Origin of the sequence: Microbacterium yannicii (assembly GCF_024055635.1) — a bacterium.
GTDB classification, from domain to species: domain Bacteria; phylum Actinomycetota; class Actinomycetes; order Actinomycetales; family Microbacteriaceae; genus Microbacterium; species Microbacterium yannicii.
Genome location: NZ_JAMXMB010000036.1, coordinates 378,772 through 396,319, shown reverse-complemented (window position 1 = coordinate 396,319; position 17,548 = coordinate 378,772). Strand labels below are relative to the sequence as shown.

Genomic DNA, 17,548 nt, shown 5'->3' with positions numbered 1-17,548 from the left:
CTCACACGATCGATTCGCCGCGGACGCGCTTGGAGACCGCGTTGACGGTGAGCAGGAGGGCGACCGAGATGAGGGACTTGAGCATGCCGATCGCGGTGGCCAGCGACAGGCTGTTGCCGGTCATGCCGATGTTGTAGACGTACAGGTCGAGCACCTGGATCCACTCCTTGTTGAACGCGTTCTGGAACACGTAGTACTGCTCCATGCCGTTGTTGAGGATGTTCGCGATCGACAGCAGCAGCAGCACCAGGTACGTCGGCATCAGCTGCGGCACGGTGATGTAGCGCATCAGCTGGAAGCGCCCGGCGCCGTCGATGCGGGCCGACTCGTACAGCGACTGGTCGATGCCCGCGATCGAGGCGAGGTAGATGATCGCGCCCCAGCCGAGCCCCTTCCAGATGCTCCAGAGCGTCATCGTGATCCACACGTTCTGGTCGCTGTCGAGGAACTTGATCGGCGTCGTGATCAGTCCCGTGTCGGCGAGGACGTCGTTGACCAGCCCCGAGCTCGAGAACAGCGAGAAGGCGATCATGTAGACGAGCACCCACGAGATGAAGTTCGGCAGCGCCGTCAGCGTCTGCACCGAGCTGCGGAACCACGGCGCCTTGATCTCGTTGAGCAGGATCGCGAAGAACAGCGGCAGGACGGACGTCGCGATCCCCAGGAAGCTGATCGCCAGGGTGTTCATCAGCACCTGGCCGATCTGGGCCATCTGCGTCGGCGAGCTCACCAGCATCTGGAACCACTGCAGACCGACGAACTCGCTGCCCTCCAACCCGAGGGCCGGCTTGTAGTCGTACAGCGAGTAGATCCACCCGTACAGCGGCAGGTACGAGAACAGGAACGCCAGGATCAGGAACGGGACGATGCAGAGGAACAGCCGGAACGAGGTCCGGCTACCCGCCGGCCGCAGCCGCCGGCCGCGGCGCTTCTTGCCGTTCGCATCCAGGTTGTGGACGGCTGCCTCCTGGAAGACCGTCTGCGCCTGCGCCTGCGTGGTCATCGGAACGTGACCGGGTGCCGGGCCGCCGAGCCCGTCGAGGCCGTTGCCGGGTGAGCATGACGCCGTCCCATGTCACTCCTTCGTGTACGTGGCTGCCGCTCCCCTCAGGAACGGAGTGCAATCTGTCGAACCGCTTCGATTTCGAACCGCTTCGATTGAAGAGTAAGCGTGAGCGCGCCGTTCGTCAAATGTCTGGCCGTAACGCCGCGGTAACGATCCGCCGCAGGCACGGCGCCGCGGCCGGCGCAGGGAAAGCGCATACCATGGTCGCATCGGACGCGCGGGGGCGTCCGCCCCGGCCGAGCGCCGGGCGACCAGGACGGAACGGGCGACATGAAGCGAGTCGGCATCCGCGATGTCGCGCAGCGCGCCGGCGTGTCGATCAGCACCGTCTCGAACGCGCTCAACCGTCCGCACATGGTCAGCGATCGTCTGATCGATCGCGTGCGTTCGGCCGCCGATCAGCTCGGCTACATCCCGCTGCAGGCCGCGCAGCAGCTGCGTGCCGGACGATCGGGCCTGCTCGGCATGACCGTCATCAACATCGCCAACCCGTTCTTCGCCGACATGGTCGCCGGCGCCGAGGACGCCGCCTCGGCGTCGGGCCTCCGCGTCCTCGTCGGCAACTCCAGCGATGACATCGCCAAGGAGCGCGACCACCTGGAGCTCTTCGAGCGCGTGCAGGTGGAAGGAGCGCTGGTCAGTCCCTTCGGCCCGCTCGAGCCCTGGCTGCAGCGACTCCGCGGCCGCGGCATCCCGGTCGTCCTGGTCGATGCGGTCGACGACACCGGCGAACTGCCGTCGGTGTCGTTCGACGACGTCGCCGGGGGGCGCCTCGCCGCCGAACACCTGCTGGCCGACGGGCGGCGCCGGCTGGCGTTCGTCGGCGCCCGCGAGGAGGTGCGCCAGGTACGCGAGCGGCTGCAGGGCGCGCGGCTGGCCGTCGCGAACCACGCCGGCGCATCGATCGAGCGGATCTGGACCGCGCGCACCACGTCGGCATCGGGTCTCGCGTTCGGCGCAGAGCTCGCGCGCCGCTCCCCCGCCGATCGGCCCGACGGCATCGTCACGTCGAACGACCACCTCGCGATCGGCCTCGTCCACGGGCTCATCTCGCACGGAGTGCGCGTGCCGGAGGACGTCGCCGTGGTGGGCTACGACGACATCGAGTTCGCCGCGATCGCCGCGGTGCCGCTGACGTCGGTGCGCCAGCCCGCGCGCGAGATGGGACGCACCGCGGCCGAGATCCTCCTGGCCCGCATCGCCGGAACGGCCGGCGCGGAGGTCGGCAACGTGGTCTACCTGCCGGAACTCGTCGTCCGCGCCTCCACCGGCGGCTGACCGGGCGGCCGACCCGTCAGCTGACGAGCTGCGAGCCCTTCGCCGGCTCATCGCCGTCCCTCCGCTCGATGGCACGCAACGACCGACCCACGTACGCCCCGATCCGGCGCGCCCCCTCCTCGCGGAAGTGCGTGTCGTCGGCGAGTCCCTCGCTCCAGAGCGCATGCTCGCCCGGTGCGAAGTGCGAGAGCAGACCAGCGGATGCCTCGGGGCCGAGGTCCTCGTAGAGCCACGTGGTGAACGCCGTCAGGTCGATGAGGGGGACGTCGAGGTCGTGCGCGAGGTCGCGCACCGCATTCGGGTAGTCGCCGTGCGTCGCAGTCACGCGGTCGCCGTCGAACCAGCGCCGTTCGACCGACGTGCACAGCACGGCGGTCGCGCGGCGCGCGCGGACGTCTTCGACCATGCCGCGCAGGTTCGTGGTGTACCCGGTGCGCGCGCCGAGCTCGGGAAGCTTCTGGTCGTTGTGCCCGAACTGGATGACGACCGTGTCGCCCGGTTCGACGGCGTCGAGGAGGCACGCCCACGATCCGTCGGCCAGGAACGACGCGGTGGTCGCGCCGCCGTAGGCCAGGTTGCGCACCGGCGCCCCCAGCACGGGCTCGACGTACGAGCCCCAGCCCGTCATCGGCAGCTCCTCGGGTTTCGCGGGCGCCACGGTGGAGTCGCCGGCCAGGTGGTACGTCATTTCTGCCCTTCTCGAGGTCGGTCGCGGCATGCGTCGGTACCATTGCATCATGACGCAGAAAGCGTTTACCGGCGCCATTCGCACCATCTCCATCGCACAGGGCCCCCGGCCGGGGCGATCCGTGCTGCGCCTGCTCGCGCGGCGGCCCGCCCGCATGACTGCGGCGCTGCTCGCTTTCGCCTGCAAAGAGATCCCGCTGTGGTTCCTGCCGGTGGTGACGGCGAAGATCATCGACCTCGTCGCGACCGGCGGCGAGGTCTCGACGGTGCTGGTCTGGTTCGCGGTCGCCGCGGTGCTGCTGATCCAGAACTACCCGATGCACATCGTCTACACGCGCAACTTCATGACCGTGGTGCGCGACACCGGCGCCGACCTGCGCAACGCGCTCGCGGCGCGGCTGCAGAGCCTGTCGATCGGCTATCACACGCGGGTGAGCTCATCGATCGTGCAGACGAAGGTGGTGCGCGACGTCGAGAACGTCGAGCTGATGCTGCAGCAGGTCACCCACCCCCTGCTGTCGTCGACGATGGTGCTGATCGGCGCGATCGTCATGACAGCGATCGCCGTGCCGCAGTTCCTGCCGGTCTACGCCCTCACGGTGCCCATCGCGCTCGTGCTGCGCGCCGCCCTCAGCCGCCGTTCGCGCGCCCGCAACGAGGTGTTCCGCCGCGAGGTGGAGGGCTTCGCCGCCCGCGTGGGCGAGATGGCGTCGCTCATCCCCGTGACCCGTGCCCACGGGCTCGAGCGCACCGCGGTCTCGCGCGTGCAGGCCGGCGCCGACGGCGTGCGTCGCGCAGGGCTCGACCTCGACATGCTCAACGGACACGTCGCGTCGATCTCGTGGGTCGCGATGCAGCTGCTGGGACTCGGATGCCTCGTGCTCGCGGCGATCTTCGCGCTCACCGGCATCCTCCCCATCACTCCCGGCGAGGTCGTGCTGCTGTCGTCGTACTTCACGCTGCTCACGCAGGGGCTGACGTCGCTGCTCATGCTCATCCCGGTCGGCGCCCGCGGCCTCGAGTCGATGCGGTCGATCTCCGAGGTGCTGCAGGAACCCGACCTCGAGCAGAACGAGGGCAAGAGCCCCGTCGCACGGGTCGGCGGCCACCTCGAGCTCCAGCACGTGTCGCACCGCTACGACGGCGCGGAACGGGATGCCGTCCACGACGTCTCGCTCGACATCCCTCCCGGCGAGACAGTGGCCTTCGTCGGCTCGTCCGGATCCGGCAAGTCGACGATGCTCAACCTCGTACTCGGCTTCGTGCGGCCGACGTCCGGACGGATCCTCCTCGACGGCGCCGACATGCAGGGCCTCGACCTGCGGACGGTGCGCCAGTCGGTCTCGGTCGTGCCGCAGGAATCGGTGCTGTTCGAGGGGACGATCCGGGAGAACATCGCGTACGGTCTCGACGACGCGACCGAGGAGCGCCTGCGCCAGGCGCTGCGCGACGCGAACGCCGCCGAGTTCGTCGACGTGCTCCCCGACGGCTGGGACACGGTGGTCGGCGAACGCGGTGCCCGCCTCTCGGGCGGGCAGCGACAGCGTCTCGCGATCGCGCGGGCACTCGTCCGCGATCCGCGGATCCTGCTCCTCGACGAGGCCACCTCGGCCCTCGATCCCGAGTCGGAGGAACTCGTCAAGGAGGCGCTCAATCGGCTGATGCGCGGCCGCACCACTCTGGTCGTCGCCCACCGGCTGTCGACGATCCGCCAAGCCGACCGCATCGTGGTGCTCGAGCACGGGCGGGTCGTCGAGATCGGCGCCCACGACGACCTGCTCGCAGCGGACGGCCGCTACGCCCACCTCCACGCCACGCAGGCCGGCCGCCCGCGCTGACGCCCACTGCCCCGCGAGCAATCACAAAGAACACGAAGACGCATCGGGATAGCGCTTTCCGGGCGTAGAGCATAGCCTGGAACATGCGGATGCCGCGGGCCGCGGCATCCGTTCCCCACCGTCGAAGGAGCCACCGTGACCGACACCCTCCGCTGCGCGATCGTCGGAACCGGGGCGATCGCGCACGCCCATGCGCAGGCCATCGCGGCATACCCGCACGCGGAGCTGGTCGCGGTCACCGACCTGTCGCGGGACTCCGCGGCGGCCTTCGCGCGCGAGTTCGGCGGCCCTGCGGTGTACGACGACCTGGACAGCCTGCTCGAGACCGAGCGTCCTGACGTCGTGCACGTGTGCACTCCCCCGGTGGCGCACCGCGACCAGGCCGTGGCTGCGTCGACCGCGGGCGCGCACGTCATCGTCGAGAAGCCGCCGGCGCCCAGCCTCCAAGAGCTGGACGAGATGCGCAGCGCGGCAGCCGCTGCCGGCCGCGAGCTCGTCGTGGTGTTCCAGCAGCGCACCGGCACGGCCGCCGCGCATGTGAAGCGCCTGCTCGACGACGGCGCGTTCGGGCGTCCACTCATCGCGCAGTGCCAGACGCTGTGGTTCCGCGATCCCGCCTATTTCGCGGTGCCGTGGCGCGGCAAGTGGGAGACGGAGGGCGGAGGCCCGACGCTCGGTCACGCGATCCACCAGATCGATCTGCTGGCGTTCCTGCTCGGAGACTGGGAGAGCGTGCAGGCGCGCCTCTGGCGGCTCGATCGCGAGACGCAGACCGAGGATGCCTCGACGGCGACCGTCGCGTTCGCGAACGGCGCGATCGCCTCGGTCGTCACGAGCGCCGTGTCACCGCGCGAGACGAGCTCCATCCGGATCGACACGCAGCGCGCGACGATCACCGTCGACCACCTGTACGGACACGGGCACGAGAACTGGCGCATCACGCCGGCCCCCGGCTTCGAAGACCAGGCCGGCGACTGGGCCCTCCCCGACGCCGAGGAACCCAGCGGCCACGACGTGCTCATCCGGGACGTCTTCGACGCGCTGCGCAGCGGCGGCCCGCTTCCCGCCGTCGGCGAGGAGCCGGCACGCTCGTTCGAGCTCGTGGCGGCGGTCTACGCGTCGGCCGCCGCCGACGGCGCCGTCGTGACCCCCGACGCGCTCGCCGCACACCCCACGCACCGGCGCGGGTTCGCCAGCCCGGTCACCGATCGCCGAGGACCAGACCCGGTCGGATGACCCGGGCCCCCGGGATCACCCGGGTCGCCCGATGACCGCGGCCGAGCGAGACGGCGGCCGAGCGGGTGCCCAGGGTCGCCCGATGACGCGGCCGGGCAAGACCGTGGCCGAGGGGTGACCCCGCCCGCCCGATGACCGCGGCCGAGCGAGGCTGACCGCGGTCATCCGGCTCCCCCCACGCACCTGCGTGGGAAGCGAGTGCCGGCTACGAGCGCAGCTCGGGCAGGCGGTCGCCGATCAGCGCGAGGTTCTGGATCGCCGCAAGGCCGTACTGGGCCACGTCGTTGGTGCCGACGCTCGGCGCCTCGTCCACAGGGTTCAGCACAGCCGGACCGTCCACGCGGCGGAGCACGAAGTCCCGTCGGTGCACCAGCCACTCGCCGATGCCCTCGAACGCCTGCCACGCGGCATCCGCCATCGTCTCGTCACCCGTGCTCGCCGCAGCGTAGGCGGTCAAGCGACTGTGCGCCTGTTCGAGATGGATGCCGGTGAGCCGCTGGCCGACGGCCGCCTCCTGCTCCTCGGGGGAGGCGAGGTAGAGGCGGCAGTACTCGAGCCATGCCTCGCGGAATCCCGGGACGTCGACGAGGTCGATCAGCTCGCTGCACACCTCGACGAGTCCGAACACGGCGCTGAGGTGCGACACCGCGACCCGGTCGCGAGTCGTGTCGAAGCGGCCGGTCTCGATGTCGTACAGCGCCTCGCCGGTCAGGAAGCCGTGCGGCAGCGCGCCGATGTCGGCCATCGTGCCCAGCAGCCGGTCGCGCGAGCGCTCGTTGCCCGTGCGCTCCCAGTCGGCGAGCCAGGTCGCGGCGAGCGCTCCCCAGTCGGTGCCGAGCCCGACGGCGAGGGCGCCGCGGTCAGGACGATAGGTCGCGGCATCCGTGCGCACCTTGCGCGTGGGATCCGTGTCGACGAAGCGCTCGTCGCTGTCGCGCAGCTCGGTGAGCAGATCGCCGACCCGCTCATCGGCGGTGAGGAAGTGGAAGATGCGCCGGTAAATAGGGCTCGAGATGCGCAGCTGCTTGGCGCTGCATCCCCAGTGCTGCACGTTGTGGCGCGAGCCCAGGCCCTGCCATCGGCCGAGGTGATAGACGTCCACCTCGCCGGTGTGCCTGGTCATCGCCTCGGCGAGTCTGAACACGTCGGCCCGCCCGGTGCGCAGGTACGAGTACCAGAGCCAGAGATCGGGTGACAGCTCGCTGTTGTCCCACGCGTACCCCCCGACGTCGTAGCGCCACACGTGCCGGTCGAGGTCGTACGCGTGCATGACGTCGCCGTAGTTCCAGAAGCCGTACCAGCGGCGCTGATCGATCTGGCCGAGGTAGTAGTCGAGCAGGAAGTCGACGCTGTCCTCGATCTCGGCGCGGGCAGGAGTCGACCGGTCGACCGGCGCCCAGTCGCCGAACACGCCGACCGCGTGCAGGTGCTCGGGCGTCGGCTGCAGCAGCGGCGGGCGCTGGACTGCGGCGACGGATGCCGCGACCTCCTCGATCGCGGGGGTCGCGGCATACGCGAAGAGGGTCAGCTCATGCGTGCGGGCCACGCCGTGGGCGTCACCGAAGCCGGGCTCGTAGTCCTCGTAGGTGATCTCGAGGCCCTCGAGCTGCGTCGCGAAGTCGTCCTGCCCGAGACCGTCGTGGTAGAACCGCACGTCCATCGGCTGCGCCTCGGGTGCGTACAGCCAGGCGGTGAGCTCGGCCCTCTCGCTCGTCGCCCGCCGGAGGTCGAGCTGGCCCGGGTGGGACTGCCAGAACGAGCGGATGCCGACCCCGAAGCCGCCGGTCGGATCGCTGATCGCGACGTAGCCCTCTGCGCGGGTGCCCGCTCCGGCATCGATCCACGCGTGACCGCGCGCGGTGCGCTTGCGGATGCCGAATCCATCGGCGCTGAGCTGGGTGAGCGTGACGTCGCCCCACGCCGGGATGAGCTCCAGGCGTTCGGACACCTCGGGGTTCCACGTCGCGGTCGGCGGCGTCTGCTCACCACGGATCTGGGCGGCGCGCACATCGGCGCCCGGGTCGCGGCGGAGCCCCGTCAGCCCGCGCACCGCCTCGGCGAAGAACCCGCCGTCGGCGCCGGCGAACCGCACGTGGCGGTCGTGCAGCGCAGCGCGCAGCGGCACGTCGGCGCGCAGGCCGAGCCCCGACAGGAAGTCGTGCTCGGCATCGCCGTCCCACACCACGCTGTGCACGACCCGCACATCGGCGGATCCGGCGACGACCACGACGCGCACGGTGAACGGCAGCCACTGGCGCGAGCCGTCAGCGGCGCGGTGGACCCCCTCGAGCCTCACCACCGCCCGCACCGGGCCGTCCTGCTCGACCTCGACGGTGCGGATGCTCGAGCGGAAATGCCGTCGGGGCGCGGCGCCGCCGTCCTCCGTCACCTCGTCCTGCAGCAGGCTGACCAGCCGGAGATCCTCGGCGACGCTGCGACCGTCACGCACGACGCGGCGGACGAGGGTGTCGACCGCCGCATGCTCGGGACGCGCGAAGGCGATGTCGACGACACCGTTGGAGACGACGATCTCGTCGGGCGTCTGCTTCACCCGCACGCGCTGCGCTTCGTCTCGCTGGCGCTCGCTCAGCGGCCGGGCACCGGCACCGGCACCGGCACCGGCACCGGCACCGGTATCGCCGGCATCCACCACCACCTCGTACTGGGTGGGCGCCTCCAGCGCGCCGACGGCGCAGCCGGCCCACTTGAGTGAGCCGTCGGGCCACGTCGCGAGGGGCCAGAACTGGGCCGGAAGGAACGAGCCGTCGACCTCTCGCAGCCCGAGTGCGGAAGGCGAGGCGACGGTGCCGCGCGGAAGCGGGACACCCCATGTCGCACCTCCGGGCAGGCGGGCGGGCGGGGCGTCATCGAGCCAGCGGAGCGGGATGGGTGAAGCGGTCACAGCGAGTGAACCTCCAGGTTGCGGTAATGGGCGACGAGCGGCGCCATCTGACGGAAGCCGATCCGGCCTGCGCGCACACGCGGGCCGGTGGACTCGTCGTCGGTCCAGGAGAAGAGGGGCAGGTCGTCGATCGAGAACGCGACGCGCGCGGCGTCCTTCACGACCTCGATGCGGTAGAACGCGTCCTTCGCGTCGACGACCGGTGGCAGCGGGTCCGCGCCCTGAGACACCAGATGGAACCCCGGCGATTTGCGCAGGTTGCACGTGTGGAACGCGCGTTCGTCATCCCACCGCCGGCGGAAGTACGACACGTGCAGGGTGCGGATGTCGCCGGAGTGGTACTGCGGGTACCGCCCGGTGCGGTGGGCGACGCCGTCGTCGAAGATGCCGCCGCCGTCCCGCGCCGAGGCGCCGAAGAACAGCATCGCGAGGCCCGGCTCCTCCCGCGGGGAGAACTCCCAGGTGACGCGGATGCGGTCGGGGAAGACCTCGGGGCACCACAGCGTCCAGTGGTCGTCGGCTCCTCCCCCGCTCGACAGCGCCAGCGCGCCATCGGCGCCGCGTGCGCTCACGGGACCCTCGGCGACCCAGCCGTCCAGATCGGATGCCGTAGCCAGCGGGTTGCGATACAGCAGCGTCACCCCTTCACCGATCCGATCAGCATCCCCTTCGCGAAGTGCTTCTGCAGGAACGGGTAGAACAGCACGATCGGCAGGGTCGCGACGATGATGACCGCGAACTTGATGCCCTGCGCGGGCGGCAGCTGGGTCGGATCGGACTCGACGATCGACAGGTCGGTGGCCACCGTCACCTGGCGCAGGAACATCTGCAGCGTCCACATCGAGCTGTCGTTGAGGTACAGCAGCGGCGACATGAAGTCGTTCCAGATGCCGACCGCGTAGAACAGCGCGAACGTCGCGAGCACCGGCTTCGACAGCGGCAGCACGATGTTCCAGAGGGTCTGCAGCTCGTTCGCGCCGTCGATCTTCGCCGACTCCTCCAGCTCGGCCGGCAGCTGCTGGAAGAAGTTCTTGATGATGATGAGGCTGAACGGGTTGATCGCCATCGGCAGGATGAGCGCCCAGTAGTTGTTGAGCAGCCCCAGGTCCTTCACGACGAGGAACGTCGGGATCATGCCGCCGCCGAAGACCATGGTGAACACGATCAGCGACAGGATCAGACGGCCGCCGGGCAGATTGGCCTTGCTGAGCGGGTACGCCATGGCCGCCGTCAGCGTCAGCTGCACGAGCGTGCCCACGGCGGTCACCACGATCGTCGTGATGAGCGCGCGCACGAACGCGGAGCTGGTGAAGATCGCCTCGTACGCGTCGAGTGAGAACGTCTCGGGCCACAGGAAGAAAGACCGGGTCGCGAGCTCGGCCTCGGTCGCGAACGACCCTGCCAGCACGAAGATGAACGGGATGAGTGCGACGATCCCGATCGCCGCCATGAGCGCGACGTTGAACACGTCGAACACGCGGCCGGCGGGGGTGTTGAAGCGGTACTTCTCGCGAGCCATCAGAAGATCCCTGCCTGGTTGAAGCGCTTGGCGATCCAGTTCGCGCCGAAGATGAGCACGACTCCGACCACCGCCTTGAACAGGCCGACCGCGGTGCTGTAGCTGTACGAGCCCTGCGTGATGCCCATGAAGTAGACGTAGGTGTCGAACACATCGGCCACCGAGCGGTTCAGCGAGTTGGTCATGAGGTAGATCTGCTCGAAGCCGGTGTTGAGGATCTGGCCCATCTGCAGCACGAGCATCACGATGATGGTCGGCATGATCGAGGGCAGGGTGATGTGCCACACCCGCTGGAACCGACCCGCCCCGTCGATGATGGCGGCCTCGTACTGGGCCTGATCGACGCCCGCGAGCGCCGCGAGGAAGATGATCGTGCCCCAGCCGGTGTTCTTCCAGATGTCCTGCAGCACGATGATCGGCCGGAACCACGCCGGATCAGCCAGGAAGTTGATGTCGGTGCCGAGCATGCCGTTGATCAGCTGGAACAGCGGACCGACGTCGAGGGCGAACAGCAGGTACGTCAGCGACGCCACCACGGTCCACGACAGGAAGTGCGGAACGTAGAGGAGCGTCTGCGTCGTCCGCTTGAGGACCGTCACGCGCAGCTCGTTGAGCAGCAGCGCGACGATGATCGTCAGCGGGAACGCGATCAGCAGGCTCAGCAGGGCGAGGATCAGCGTGTTCGCGAGCAGCCGGGGGAAGTCCGGGCTCGTGAAGAAGTCCTCGAAGTGCGCGAAGCCGACCCACGGGCTGTCGGAGATGCCGAGGAACGGGATGTACTCCTTGAACGCGATGATCGCGCCGTACATCGGCCAGTACCGGAACAGCACGAAGTAGACGATCCCGGGCAGCAGCAGCAGATACAGCCACTTGAACTGCGTGAAGTGCACGCGCACCCCGCGGCGACGACGCGACTGCTTCGCAACAGTCAGCGTCTCGGTCTCGGTGATGGCGGTGTCGAGCATGGCCATGGCAGGAACCTCTCAGGGCGCCGGGGCGACGGCGGACCCGCCGCCCCGGCATCCATCGATCACTTGTCGGCGTCAGCCAGCTCGTTGATCTCGTCGATGACGTCATCGCCACCGCTGGAACGCCACAGCTCGATCGCGTCCTTCAGCCCGTCGAGGTCGATCTGACCGGCGATGTACTGGATGCGCGCGTCGGCCACGATGGTGTCGAGCTGCGCGCCCTTCGAGATGTAGGTCTGCGACACGTACGGCGCCGACGGGTCGAATTCGGCGACCTTGAGGTCGTCGGCCTCGATCTGCTTGCGCTTGTCGTACATCTCCTGCTCGTAGTCGGACGCCTGCTTGGGCAGGTAGCCCTGGAATCCGGTCACGTTGGTGCCGAGCTGGGCGTAGCTCGCCGACGTGTCCTTGAGCGCCTGCGGCGCGTCGTCGACTGCCACGGCCAGATCGCCGTCGAGCGTGTAGGTCTCGCCCTCGATGCCGTTGTTGAGGATCGGGCCTGCCTCTTCCGAGTTCAGCTTGTTCAGCACCTCGAGCACGCCCCGGAGGTCCGCCTCGGTCTTGACGCTGGACTTCGGGATGGCGAGGAACCCGCTGTAGCCGGTGGTCGGCAGCGCGTGCACTTCGCCGTCGGGGCCTTCCAGGTTGCCGGTGACATCGACGTAGGCGTCGAAGTTCTCGGGGTCGGACTGCTTGAAGAGGTTCATCAGCACGGCGGCGCGCGAGTGCACGTCGAGGATGATGCCGCCCTGGCCGTTGAGGAACGGCTCGTTCCACTTCGCCGAGTCGAACGTCGCGTAGTCGGGGTTCACGACGCCCTCCTCGACCAGCTTCCGCTCGAACTTCACCGCATCGAGCCATTCGTCGGTGGTGAAGTTGGGCACCAGCTCGCCGTCGCGCTCGGTCCAGCGGTTGCCGGCGCCGTACCAGGTCTCGATCGCGTCCCACGGGCTGTTGGTGCCGATCGTGCCCGGCCACTTGGGGATGATGAGGCCGTACGTGTCGTCGGCGCCGTTGCCGTCGGGGTCGTCCTCGGTGAACGCCTTGGCGACCTTCTCGAGGTCGGCCGTGGTCTTCGGAATCTCGAGCCCGAGGTTCTCGAGCCAGTCCTTGCGGATGAGCACCGCTTCGCGGATCACGTCGCGGGCGCGGAACACGCCGTAGACCTTGCCGTTGACGCTGGACGCCTTCTGGACCTCGGGGAACGTCGTCTTGAGATTGGGGTAGTCGGCGAGGTAGTCGGTGAGATCCCAGAACGCCCCCGCCTCCGCGTTGCGCACGAAGCCCGGGTCCTTGCCCTGGATCACCATGACCTGCGGCAGGTCACCGCCGGCGAGTGTGATGTTGACCTTGTCGCCGTACGACGAGTTCGGCACCCAGGTCATGTCGAGGTCGACGCCGATGACGTCCTCGACGGCCTTCTCGATCTCGTTGTCGGCCTCGGGCGCGTTGGTCACGAGGTACGGCGCCATGATCGAGAGGCTCTTGAGCTTCGCGGCCTCCGTGCCCTTCGCCTCATCGTCGCCGGAACCGCCTCCGGAGCAGCCGGTGAGGGCGAGGGCGGCGACGACGGCGATGCCGAGGCCGACGAGTGGCTTGCTGTGGTTCATGACGGGAACTCCTTCGTTCGGTGGGGACTGTTCTCTGGGGACGGAAAGGATCAGGAAGACGGGGATGCCGCGGCGGCACGCTCAGCGAGAGCACGGTCGTTGGCAGTGAAGAAGGCGATGCACAGGGCCGTGCTGAGGGTCAGCCACGCGCCCACCGTCAGGAACGGGGCGACTCCGGGAAGGATGCTGGCGACGCCCGCGATCGCGACGGCACCCAGGACCAGCAGGACCACATGGAGGATGTTTCGCATCGCCCACCGGCTGGCCGTCACGAGGTAGGCGCCGAGCGGCAGCTCGTAGTGGACGTACAGCGGGACCGAGACCGCGGTGATGGCGAACGCTGCGACCAGCGCGACGATCGTCGAGATGCCGAGCGCCGAGCCGATGGCGCCGGCCGCGAGCTGGCCGGCGACGCCGACCGCCAGCATCCCGGTCACGAGGAATCCGAGACCGAGCGCGAGGTTCGACGTCCGCAGATCGCGGCGCCACGCGGTGGCGAAGCTCCGTGCCACCGGGAACACGTCGCCGCGCAGGCGGCGCCGTGTCAGGTCGGCGGCGGCGGTGCTCGAGGGGACGATCCCGAAGACCACACCGCCGGCGAGGACGAACACCCACCAGAGCACGTTCACGTACGCCATCCACCACACCCACTCGAAGACGGCGTGGGCACGGAGGGCCCACGTCGGCATGGCTGACGCAGAGTTCGTCATCACATCTCCATCGTTGTGGGCGAGAGCGCTCGTGCCGGAATACGTTTTCCCGCCCGAGCCACGAGTAACGTAACCGCCTCCCCTGGCGGAGTCAACTCGTTCACCGCCCGAAAGTGAAACGTCTCATGCAAATCTCAGAAACGTTTCGCAGCCCACGCGGACATCGGCGCCGCGCGGTGGAAGGCCGACAGCGGCATTCGACACCCCTCCGATCTCGAATGCGCGGTCTCCTCGTTACTGAATCGTTCTAATTCGTCGAGAGGATGCCTTGCGAAACGTTTTTAGAGCGGGTACCGTAGCGGGCAAGCGCTTTCCAGCACACATCACCCAGACCCGGATGCGCCCACCCGCACACCCAGACGACGTAGGTCTGCACGCGGACAGCGAACGCAGACGTTCCTAAGGAGGACAAGGATGTTCAGCAAGAAGCGGGCACTCGCCACAGCCGCGATCGCGGCCGGCGCCGCCCTGGTGCTCGCCGGCTGCGCCGGCGGGAGCAGCGAGACCCCCGGCGGGACCCCCACGTTCGACCCGGACGAGAAGGTCACCCTCAACATGTCGTTCTGGGGCAACGACGTGCGGGCCGACCTGTACAACCAGGTGATCGAGGCCTTCAACGAGGAGTACCCGAACATCACGGTCAACACGTCGTTCCTCGCCTTCCCCGAGTACTGGGAGAAGCGGCAGACCGAGGCGGCGGGCGGCGGGCTGCCGGACGTCATGCAGTTCGACTACTCGTACCTGCGCCAGTACTCCGAGAACGGGCTGCTGCTGGACCTCGACCCGTACCTGGGCGGCATCATCGAGACGGACCCGCTGCCGGAGAACATCCTCAGCATCGGCGTCGTCGACGACAAGACGACCGCCATCCCGACATCGACGAATGCGTGGGGCCTGTACACCAACCCCAAGCTGCTCGAAGAAGCCGGCGTCGACGACTTCGCCGGCGGCGACTGGGAGGACTACACCGACTGGATGGGCGAGATCACCGACGCCAGCGGCGGGGCGATCTACGGCGGCACCGACTACACCGGGCGCATCCAGAACTTCGAAGTGCAGCAGCGCGCGAAGGGCGAGGACCTCTTCACCGAGGACGGCGAGGCGAACTTCACCAAGGACGACCTGAAGGAGTTCTGGGAGCAGGGTGACGCGACGCGCGACGGCATCGGCCTCCCCGCGCAGAAGGCGGAGGAGCTGCTGCCCCTGTCCGGCTTCGACGCCGGCCTCACCGCGAGCGAGCTGACCTGGGACAACTTCGGCGCCGGCTACCTCGCGAACCTCGGCGAGGGCTTCACCGAGCTGAACCTCATCGCGCCGCCGGTCACCGAGGAGGGCGCCAAGGATCTGTATCTGAAGCCGTCCATGCTCGAGGCGGTCTCCGCCAAGACCAAGCACCCCGAGGCCGCGGCCACCCTGGTGAACTTCCTCATCAACAGCCCGGAGTCGGGCGAGATCTTCGGCACCAACCGGGGCCTGCCCGCGTCGGAGACGGCGCTCGAGGCCGCGAACCTCGACCCGATCAGCCAGCAGATCAAGGACTACGAGGCATCGATCTCGGACCGCCTGGGCGACGCCCCGCCCGTCCCGATCAACGGCTACGGCACTCTCGAGCAGAAGTTCCTCGAGATCGGCAAGGAGCTCGGCTTCGGCACGATGTCGGTCGATGACGCCGTCGATCAGTTCTTCTCCGAGATGGACGTCGTCCTCAACCAGTGACGTTCCCCCGGTCCGGGTGCGCAAGCGCCCGGACCGGGACCCCTCGACCCTCCTTCGTGCATTGGAAGTGTTCTCGTGAGTACAACTGCTACCCGTGTGATCGTCACCGGTGAGAAGTCGTCGCGTCGATCGTTGCTGCGGCGGGGCCGTCCCGAAGGCCCGCTGGCGCGTCCCGGCGCACGCGGCCGCGCGGTGCGCGAGAACCTGGCCGGCTACGGCTTCCTGATCCCGTGGCTTGTCGGATTCTTCGGGCTGACGCTGATCCCGATGGCGTATTCGCTGTACCTGTCCTTCACGAGCTACAACATCTTCTCGCCGCCGAAGTGGATCGGCCTGGACAACTACATCCGAATGTTCACGAACGATCCGGCGTTCATCCAGTCCGCGCAGATCACCCTGGTCTACGTGATCGTCGGCACGCCGATCACCCTGGCCGCCGCGCTGGGCGTGGCGATGCTCCTGAACTACCGCGATCGCGGTGCCGCGTTCTTCCGCTCGTCCTTCTATGCGCCGTCCCTGATCGGCGGATCCGTCAGCGTGGCGATCGTGTGGCGGGCGATGTTCGCCAGTGACGGCCCGGTCGACTCCGGCCTCTCGTTCTTCGGCATCGACCTGGGCGGCTGGGTGGGCAACCCGGCGCTGGTCCTGCCGATGATGATCCTGCTGCACGTCTGGCAGTTCGGCGCGACGATGGTCATCTTCCTCGCCGGTCTCAAGCAGATCCCCAAGGAGCTGTACGAGGCCGCCGAGATGGACGGCGCCGGGGCATGGCACCGGTTCCGCGCGGTCACGCTGCCGATGCTCAGTCCGGTGATCTTCTTCAACCTGCTGCTCGGTCTGATCGGCGCGTTCCAGGTGTTCGCGGCCGCCTACATCATCAGCAACGGCACCGGCGGCCCGGCCGGTATGACGAACTTCGTGACCGTGTACATGTACAAGCGCGGCTTCAGCGACGGGCAGATGGGCTATGCCGCCGCCATCGCCTGGGTGCTGCTGATCGTCGTCGCCGTCATCGCCCTGATCCTGTTCCGCACCCAGCGCAGCTGGGTCCACTACTCGGGAGACAACCGATGAGCTCCACCAGCTTCGGCGAACCCGCCATCGAGACCCTCGAGCACCAGCTCGACACCGCTCCGACCACCCCCCGCCGGCGCGTGAAGCGCAAGACGTGGCAGACGGTGATCTGGTTCATCGTGCTCATCGCCGTCACCGCGATCGTGCTCTATCCGCTGCTGTGGCTGTTCCTGTCGACCTTCAAGCCGAACAGCGAATTCGGTCAGAACCCCGGGCTGATCCCCGAGAACCCCACGTTCGCCAACTACCTCAAGGTCGCCGACGGCATCGCCGGCGTGCCGATGTGGCGGTTCTTCCTGAACAGCTTCATCATCGCGGCCTCCTCGGTGGTCGGCGTCCTGATCTCGTCGTCACTGGCGGCCTACGCCTTCGCCCGCATCCAGTTCAAGGGCCTCGGCATCCTGTTCGCGGCGATGATCGGCACGCTGCTGCTGCCGTTCCACGTCGTGATCATCCCGCAGTACATCCTCTTCAACAACCTCGGCTGGGTCGACACCTTCATCCCGCTGATCCTGCCCAAGTTCCTGGCGACGGAGGCGTTCTTCGTCTTCCTGCTGGTGCAGTTCATCCGCCAGATGCCGCGCGACATGGACGAAGCCGCGCGCATCGACGGCGCCGGGCACATCCGCATCTTCTGGTCGATCATGCTCCCGCTCATCAAGCCGGCGCTCATCACGTGCTCGATCTTCGCGTTCATCTGGGCGTGGAACGACTTCCTCGGACCGCTCCTCTACCTGACGAGCCCCGAGAACTACCCGCTGCCGATCGCCCTGCGCCTCTACAACGACGCGTCCTCCGGCGGTGCGGACTACGGCGCGACCGTCACCGCGAGCTTCGTCGCACTGCTCCCGGTCCTGCTGTTCTTCCTCGTCTTCCAGCGCTTCCTCGTCGACGGCGTCGCCACCCAGGGCCTCAAGGGCTGAGTCGCGACCCGCCCCACGCCA

14 protein-coding genes are annotated in these 17,548 nt (G+C 68.4%); 6 read left to right on the top strand and 8 right to left on the bottom strand.

What is annotated here, in order from left to right; genetic code table 11:
- Position 1 precedes the first annotated feature (1 nt).
- On the bottom strand, positions 2-1,003 hold the full coding sequence (locus NCG93_RS16195; RefSeq protein WP_194412789.1) for an ABC transporter permease: 1,002 nt from the start codon (positions 1,001-1,003) through the stop codon (positions 2-4).
- 333 nt (positions 1,004-1,336) lie between these two features.
- Between NCG93_RS16195 and NCG93_RS16190 the strand changes: the two genes are divergently transcribed.
- Positions 1,337-2,344 (top strand): LacI family DNA-binding transcriptional regulator, encoded by a 1,008-nt coding sequence (locus NCG93_RS16190; RefSeq protein WP_194412788.1) that lies wholly within the window; start codon positions 1,337-1,339, stop codon positions 2,342-2,344.
- 16 nt (positions 2,345-2,360) lie between these two features.
- On the opposite strand, the gene NCG93_RS16185 is transcribed toward NCG93_RS16190, so the two are convergent.
- Positions 2,361-3,032 (bottom strand): rhamnogalacturonan acetylesterase, encoded by a 672-nt coding sequence (locus NCG93_RS16185; RefSeq protein ID WP_194412787.1) that lies wholly within the window; start codon positions 3,030-3,032, stop codon positions 2,361-2,363.
- 49 nt (positions 3,033-3,081) lie between these two features.
- On the opposite strand from NCG93_RS16185, the gene NCG93_RS16180 reads away from it, so the two are divergent.
- The gene (locus NCG93_RS16180) at positions 3,082-4,869 is read left to right on the top strand and encodes an ABC transporter ATP-binding protein (protein ID WP_194412786.1); all 1,788 of its coding nucleotides are present in this window, start codon (positions 3,082-3,084) and stop codon (positions 4,867-4,869) included.
- Between the two features lie 135 nt (positions 4,870-5,004).
- Positions 5,005-6,105: a Gfo/Idh/MocA family protein gene (locus tag NCG93_RS20390; RefSeq protein ID WP_194412785.1), complete on the top strand. Its 1,101-nt coding sequence runs from the start codon at positions 5,005-5,007 to the stop codon at positions 6,103-6,105.
- Between the two features lie 205 nt (positions 6,106-6,310).
- On the opposite strand, the gene NCG93_RS16170 is transcribed toward NCG93_RS20390, so the two are convergent.
- From NCG93_RS16170 to NCG93_RS16145, 6 genes are read right to left on the bottom strand one after another with little or no spacing between them, the layout of a single operon-like run.
- The gene (locus NCG93_RS16170; protein ID WP_194412784.1) at positions 6,311-9,007 is read right to left on the bottom strand and encodes an exo-rhamnogalacturonan lyase family protein; all 2,697 of its coding nucleotides are present in this window, start codon (positions 9,005-9,007) and stop codon (positions 6,311-6,313) included.
- Complete coding sequence (locus NCG93_RS16165) at positions 9,004-9,648, bottom strand: DUF1961 family protein (RefSeq protein ID WP_252787582.1); 645 nt, start codon at positions 9,646-9,648, stop codon at positions 9,004-9,006. The genes NCG93_RS16170 and NCG93_RS16165 overlap by 4 nt, the downstream gene beginning before the upstream one ends.
- On the bottom strand, positions 9,645-10,526 hold the full coding sequence (locus tag NCG93_RS16160; protein ID WP_194412783.1) for a carbohydrate ABC transporter permease: 882 nt from the start codon (positions 10,524-10,526) through the stop codon (positions 9,645-9,647). The genes NCG93_RS16165 and NCG93_RS16160 overlap by 4 nt, the downstream gene beginning before the upstream one ends.
- Complete coding sequence (locus tag NCG93_RS16155) at positions 10,526-11,497, bottom strand: ABC transporter permease (protein ID WP_206687292.1); 972 nt, start codon at positions 11,495-11,497, stop codon at positions 10,526-10,528. Before NCG93_RS16155 ends, NCG93_RS16160 begins: the two co-directional genes overlap by 1 nt.
- Before the next feature lie 59 nt (positions 11,498-11,556).
- Complete coding sequence (locus NCG93_RS16150; RefSeq protein WP_194412782.1) at positions 11,557-13,104, bottom strand: extracellular solute-binding protein; 1,548 nt, start codon at positions 13,102-13,104, stop codon at positions 11,557-11,559.
- Positions 13,105-13,154: 50 nt separating this feature from the next.
- Complete coding sequence (locus NCG93_RS16145; RefSeq protein WP_194412781.1) at positions 13,155-13,814, bottom strand: YesL family protein; 660 nt, start codon at positions 13,812-13,814, stop codon at positions 13,155-13,157.
- Between the two features lie 414 nt (positions 13,815-14,228).
- On the opposite strand from NCG93_RS16145, the gene NCG93_RS16140 reads away from it, so the two are divergent.
- The 3 genes from NCG93_RS16140 (at position 14,229) to NCG93_RS16130 (ending at position 17,527) form a co-directional block, all read left to right on the top strand.
- Complete coding sequence (locus NCG93_RS16140; protein WP_194412780.1) at positions 14,229-15,530, top strand: ABC transporter substrate-binding protein; 1,302 nt, start codon at positions 14,229-14,231, stop codon at positions 15,528-15,530.
- A 75-nt stretch (positions 15,531-15,605) separates the two neighbouring features.
- Positions 15,606-16,604, top strand: coding sequence for a carbohydrate ABC transporter permease (locus tag NCG93_RS16135; RefSeq protein ID WP_194412779.1), 999 nt, complete (start codon positions 15,606-15,608; stop codon positions 16,602-16,604).
- Entirely contained in the window at positions 16,601-17,527 is a 927-nt protein-coding gene (locus tag NCG93_RS16130; RefSeq protein WP_194412778.1) for a carbohydrate ABC transporter permease, read from the top strand. Before NCG93_RS16135 ends, NCG93_RS16130 begins: the two co-directional genes overlap by 4 nt.
- Positions 17,528-17,548: the final 21 nt, after the last annotated feature.

Coding starts and splice junctions, on each gene's coding strand:
- NCG93_RS16150 (WP_194412782.1), bottom strand. CDS start 13,104: ATGAACCACAGCAAGCCACTCGTCGGCCTCGGCATCGCCGTCGTCGCC.
- NCG93_RS16155 (WP_206687292.1), bottom strand. CDS start 11,497: ATGGCCATGCTCGACACCGCCATCACCGAGACCGAGACGCTGACTGTT.
- NCG93_RS16140 (WP_194412780.1), top strand. CDS start 14,229: ATGTTCAGCAAGAAGCGGGCACTCGCCACAGCCGCGATCGCGGCCGGC.
- NCG93_RS16145 (WP_194412781.1), bottom strand. CDS start 13,814: ATGACGAACTCTGCGTCAGCCATGCCGACGTGGGCCCTCCGTGCCCAC.
- NCG93_RS16190 (WP_194412788.1), top strand. CDS start 1,337: ATGAAGCGAGTCGGCATCCGCGATGTCGCGCAGCGCGCCGGCGTGTCG.
- NCG93_RS16130 (WP_194412778.1), top strand. CDS start 16,601: ATGAGCTCCACCAGCTTCGGCGAACCCGCCATCGAGACCCTCGAGCAC.
- NCG93_RS16160 (WP_194412783.1), bottom strand. CDS start 10,526: ATGGCTCGCGAGAAGTACCGCTTCAACACCCCCGCCGGCCGCGTGTTC.
- NCG93_RS16180 (WP_194412786.1), top strand. CDS start 3,082: ATGACGCAGAAAGCGTTTACCGGCGCCATTCGCACCATCTCCATCGCA.
- NCG93_RS16185 (WP_194412787.1), bottom strand. CDS start 3,032: ATGACGTACCACCTGGCCGGCGACTCCACCGTGGCGCCCGCGAAACCC.
- NCG93_RS16195 (WP_194412789.1), bottom strand. CDS start 1,003: ATGACCACGCAGGCGCAGGCGCAGACGGTCTTCCAGGAGGCAGCCGTC.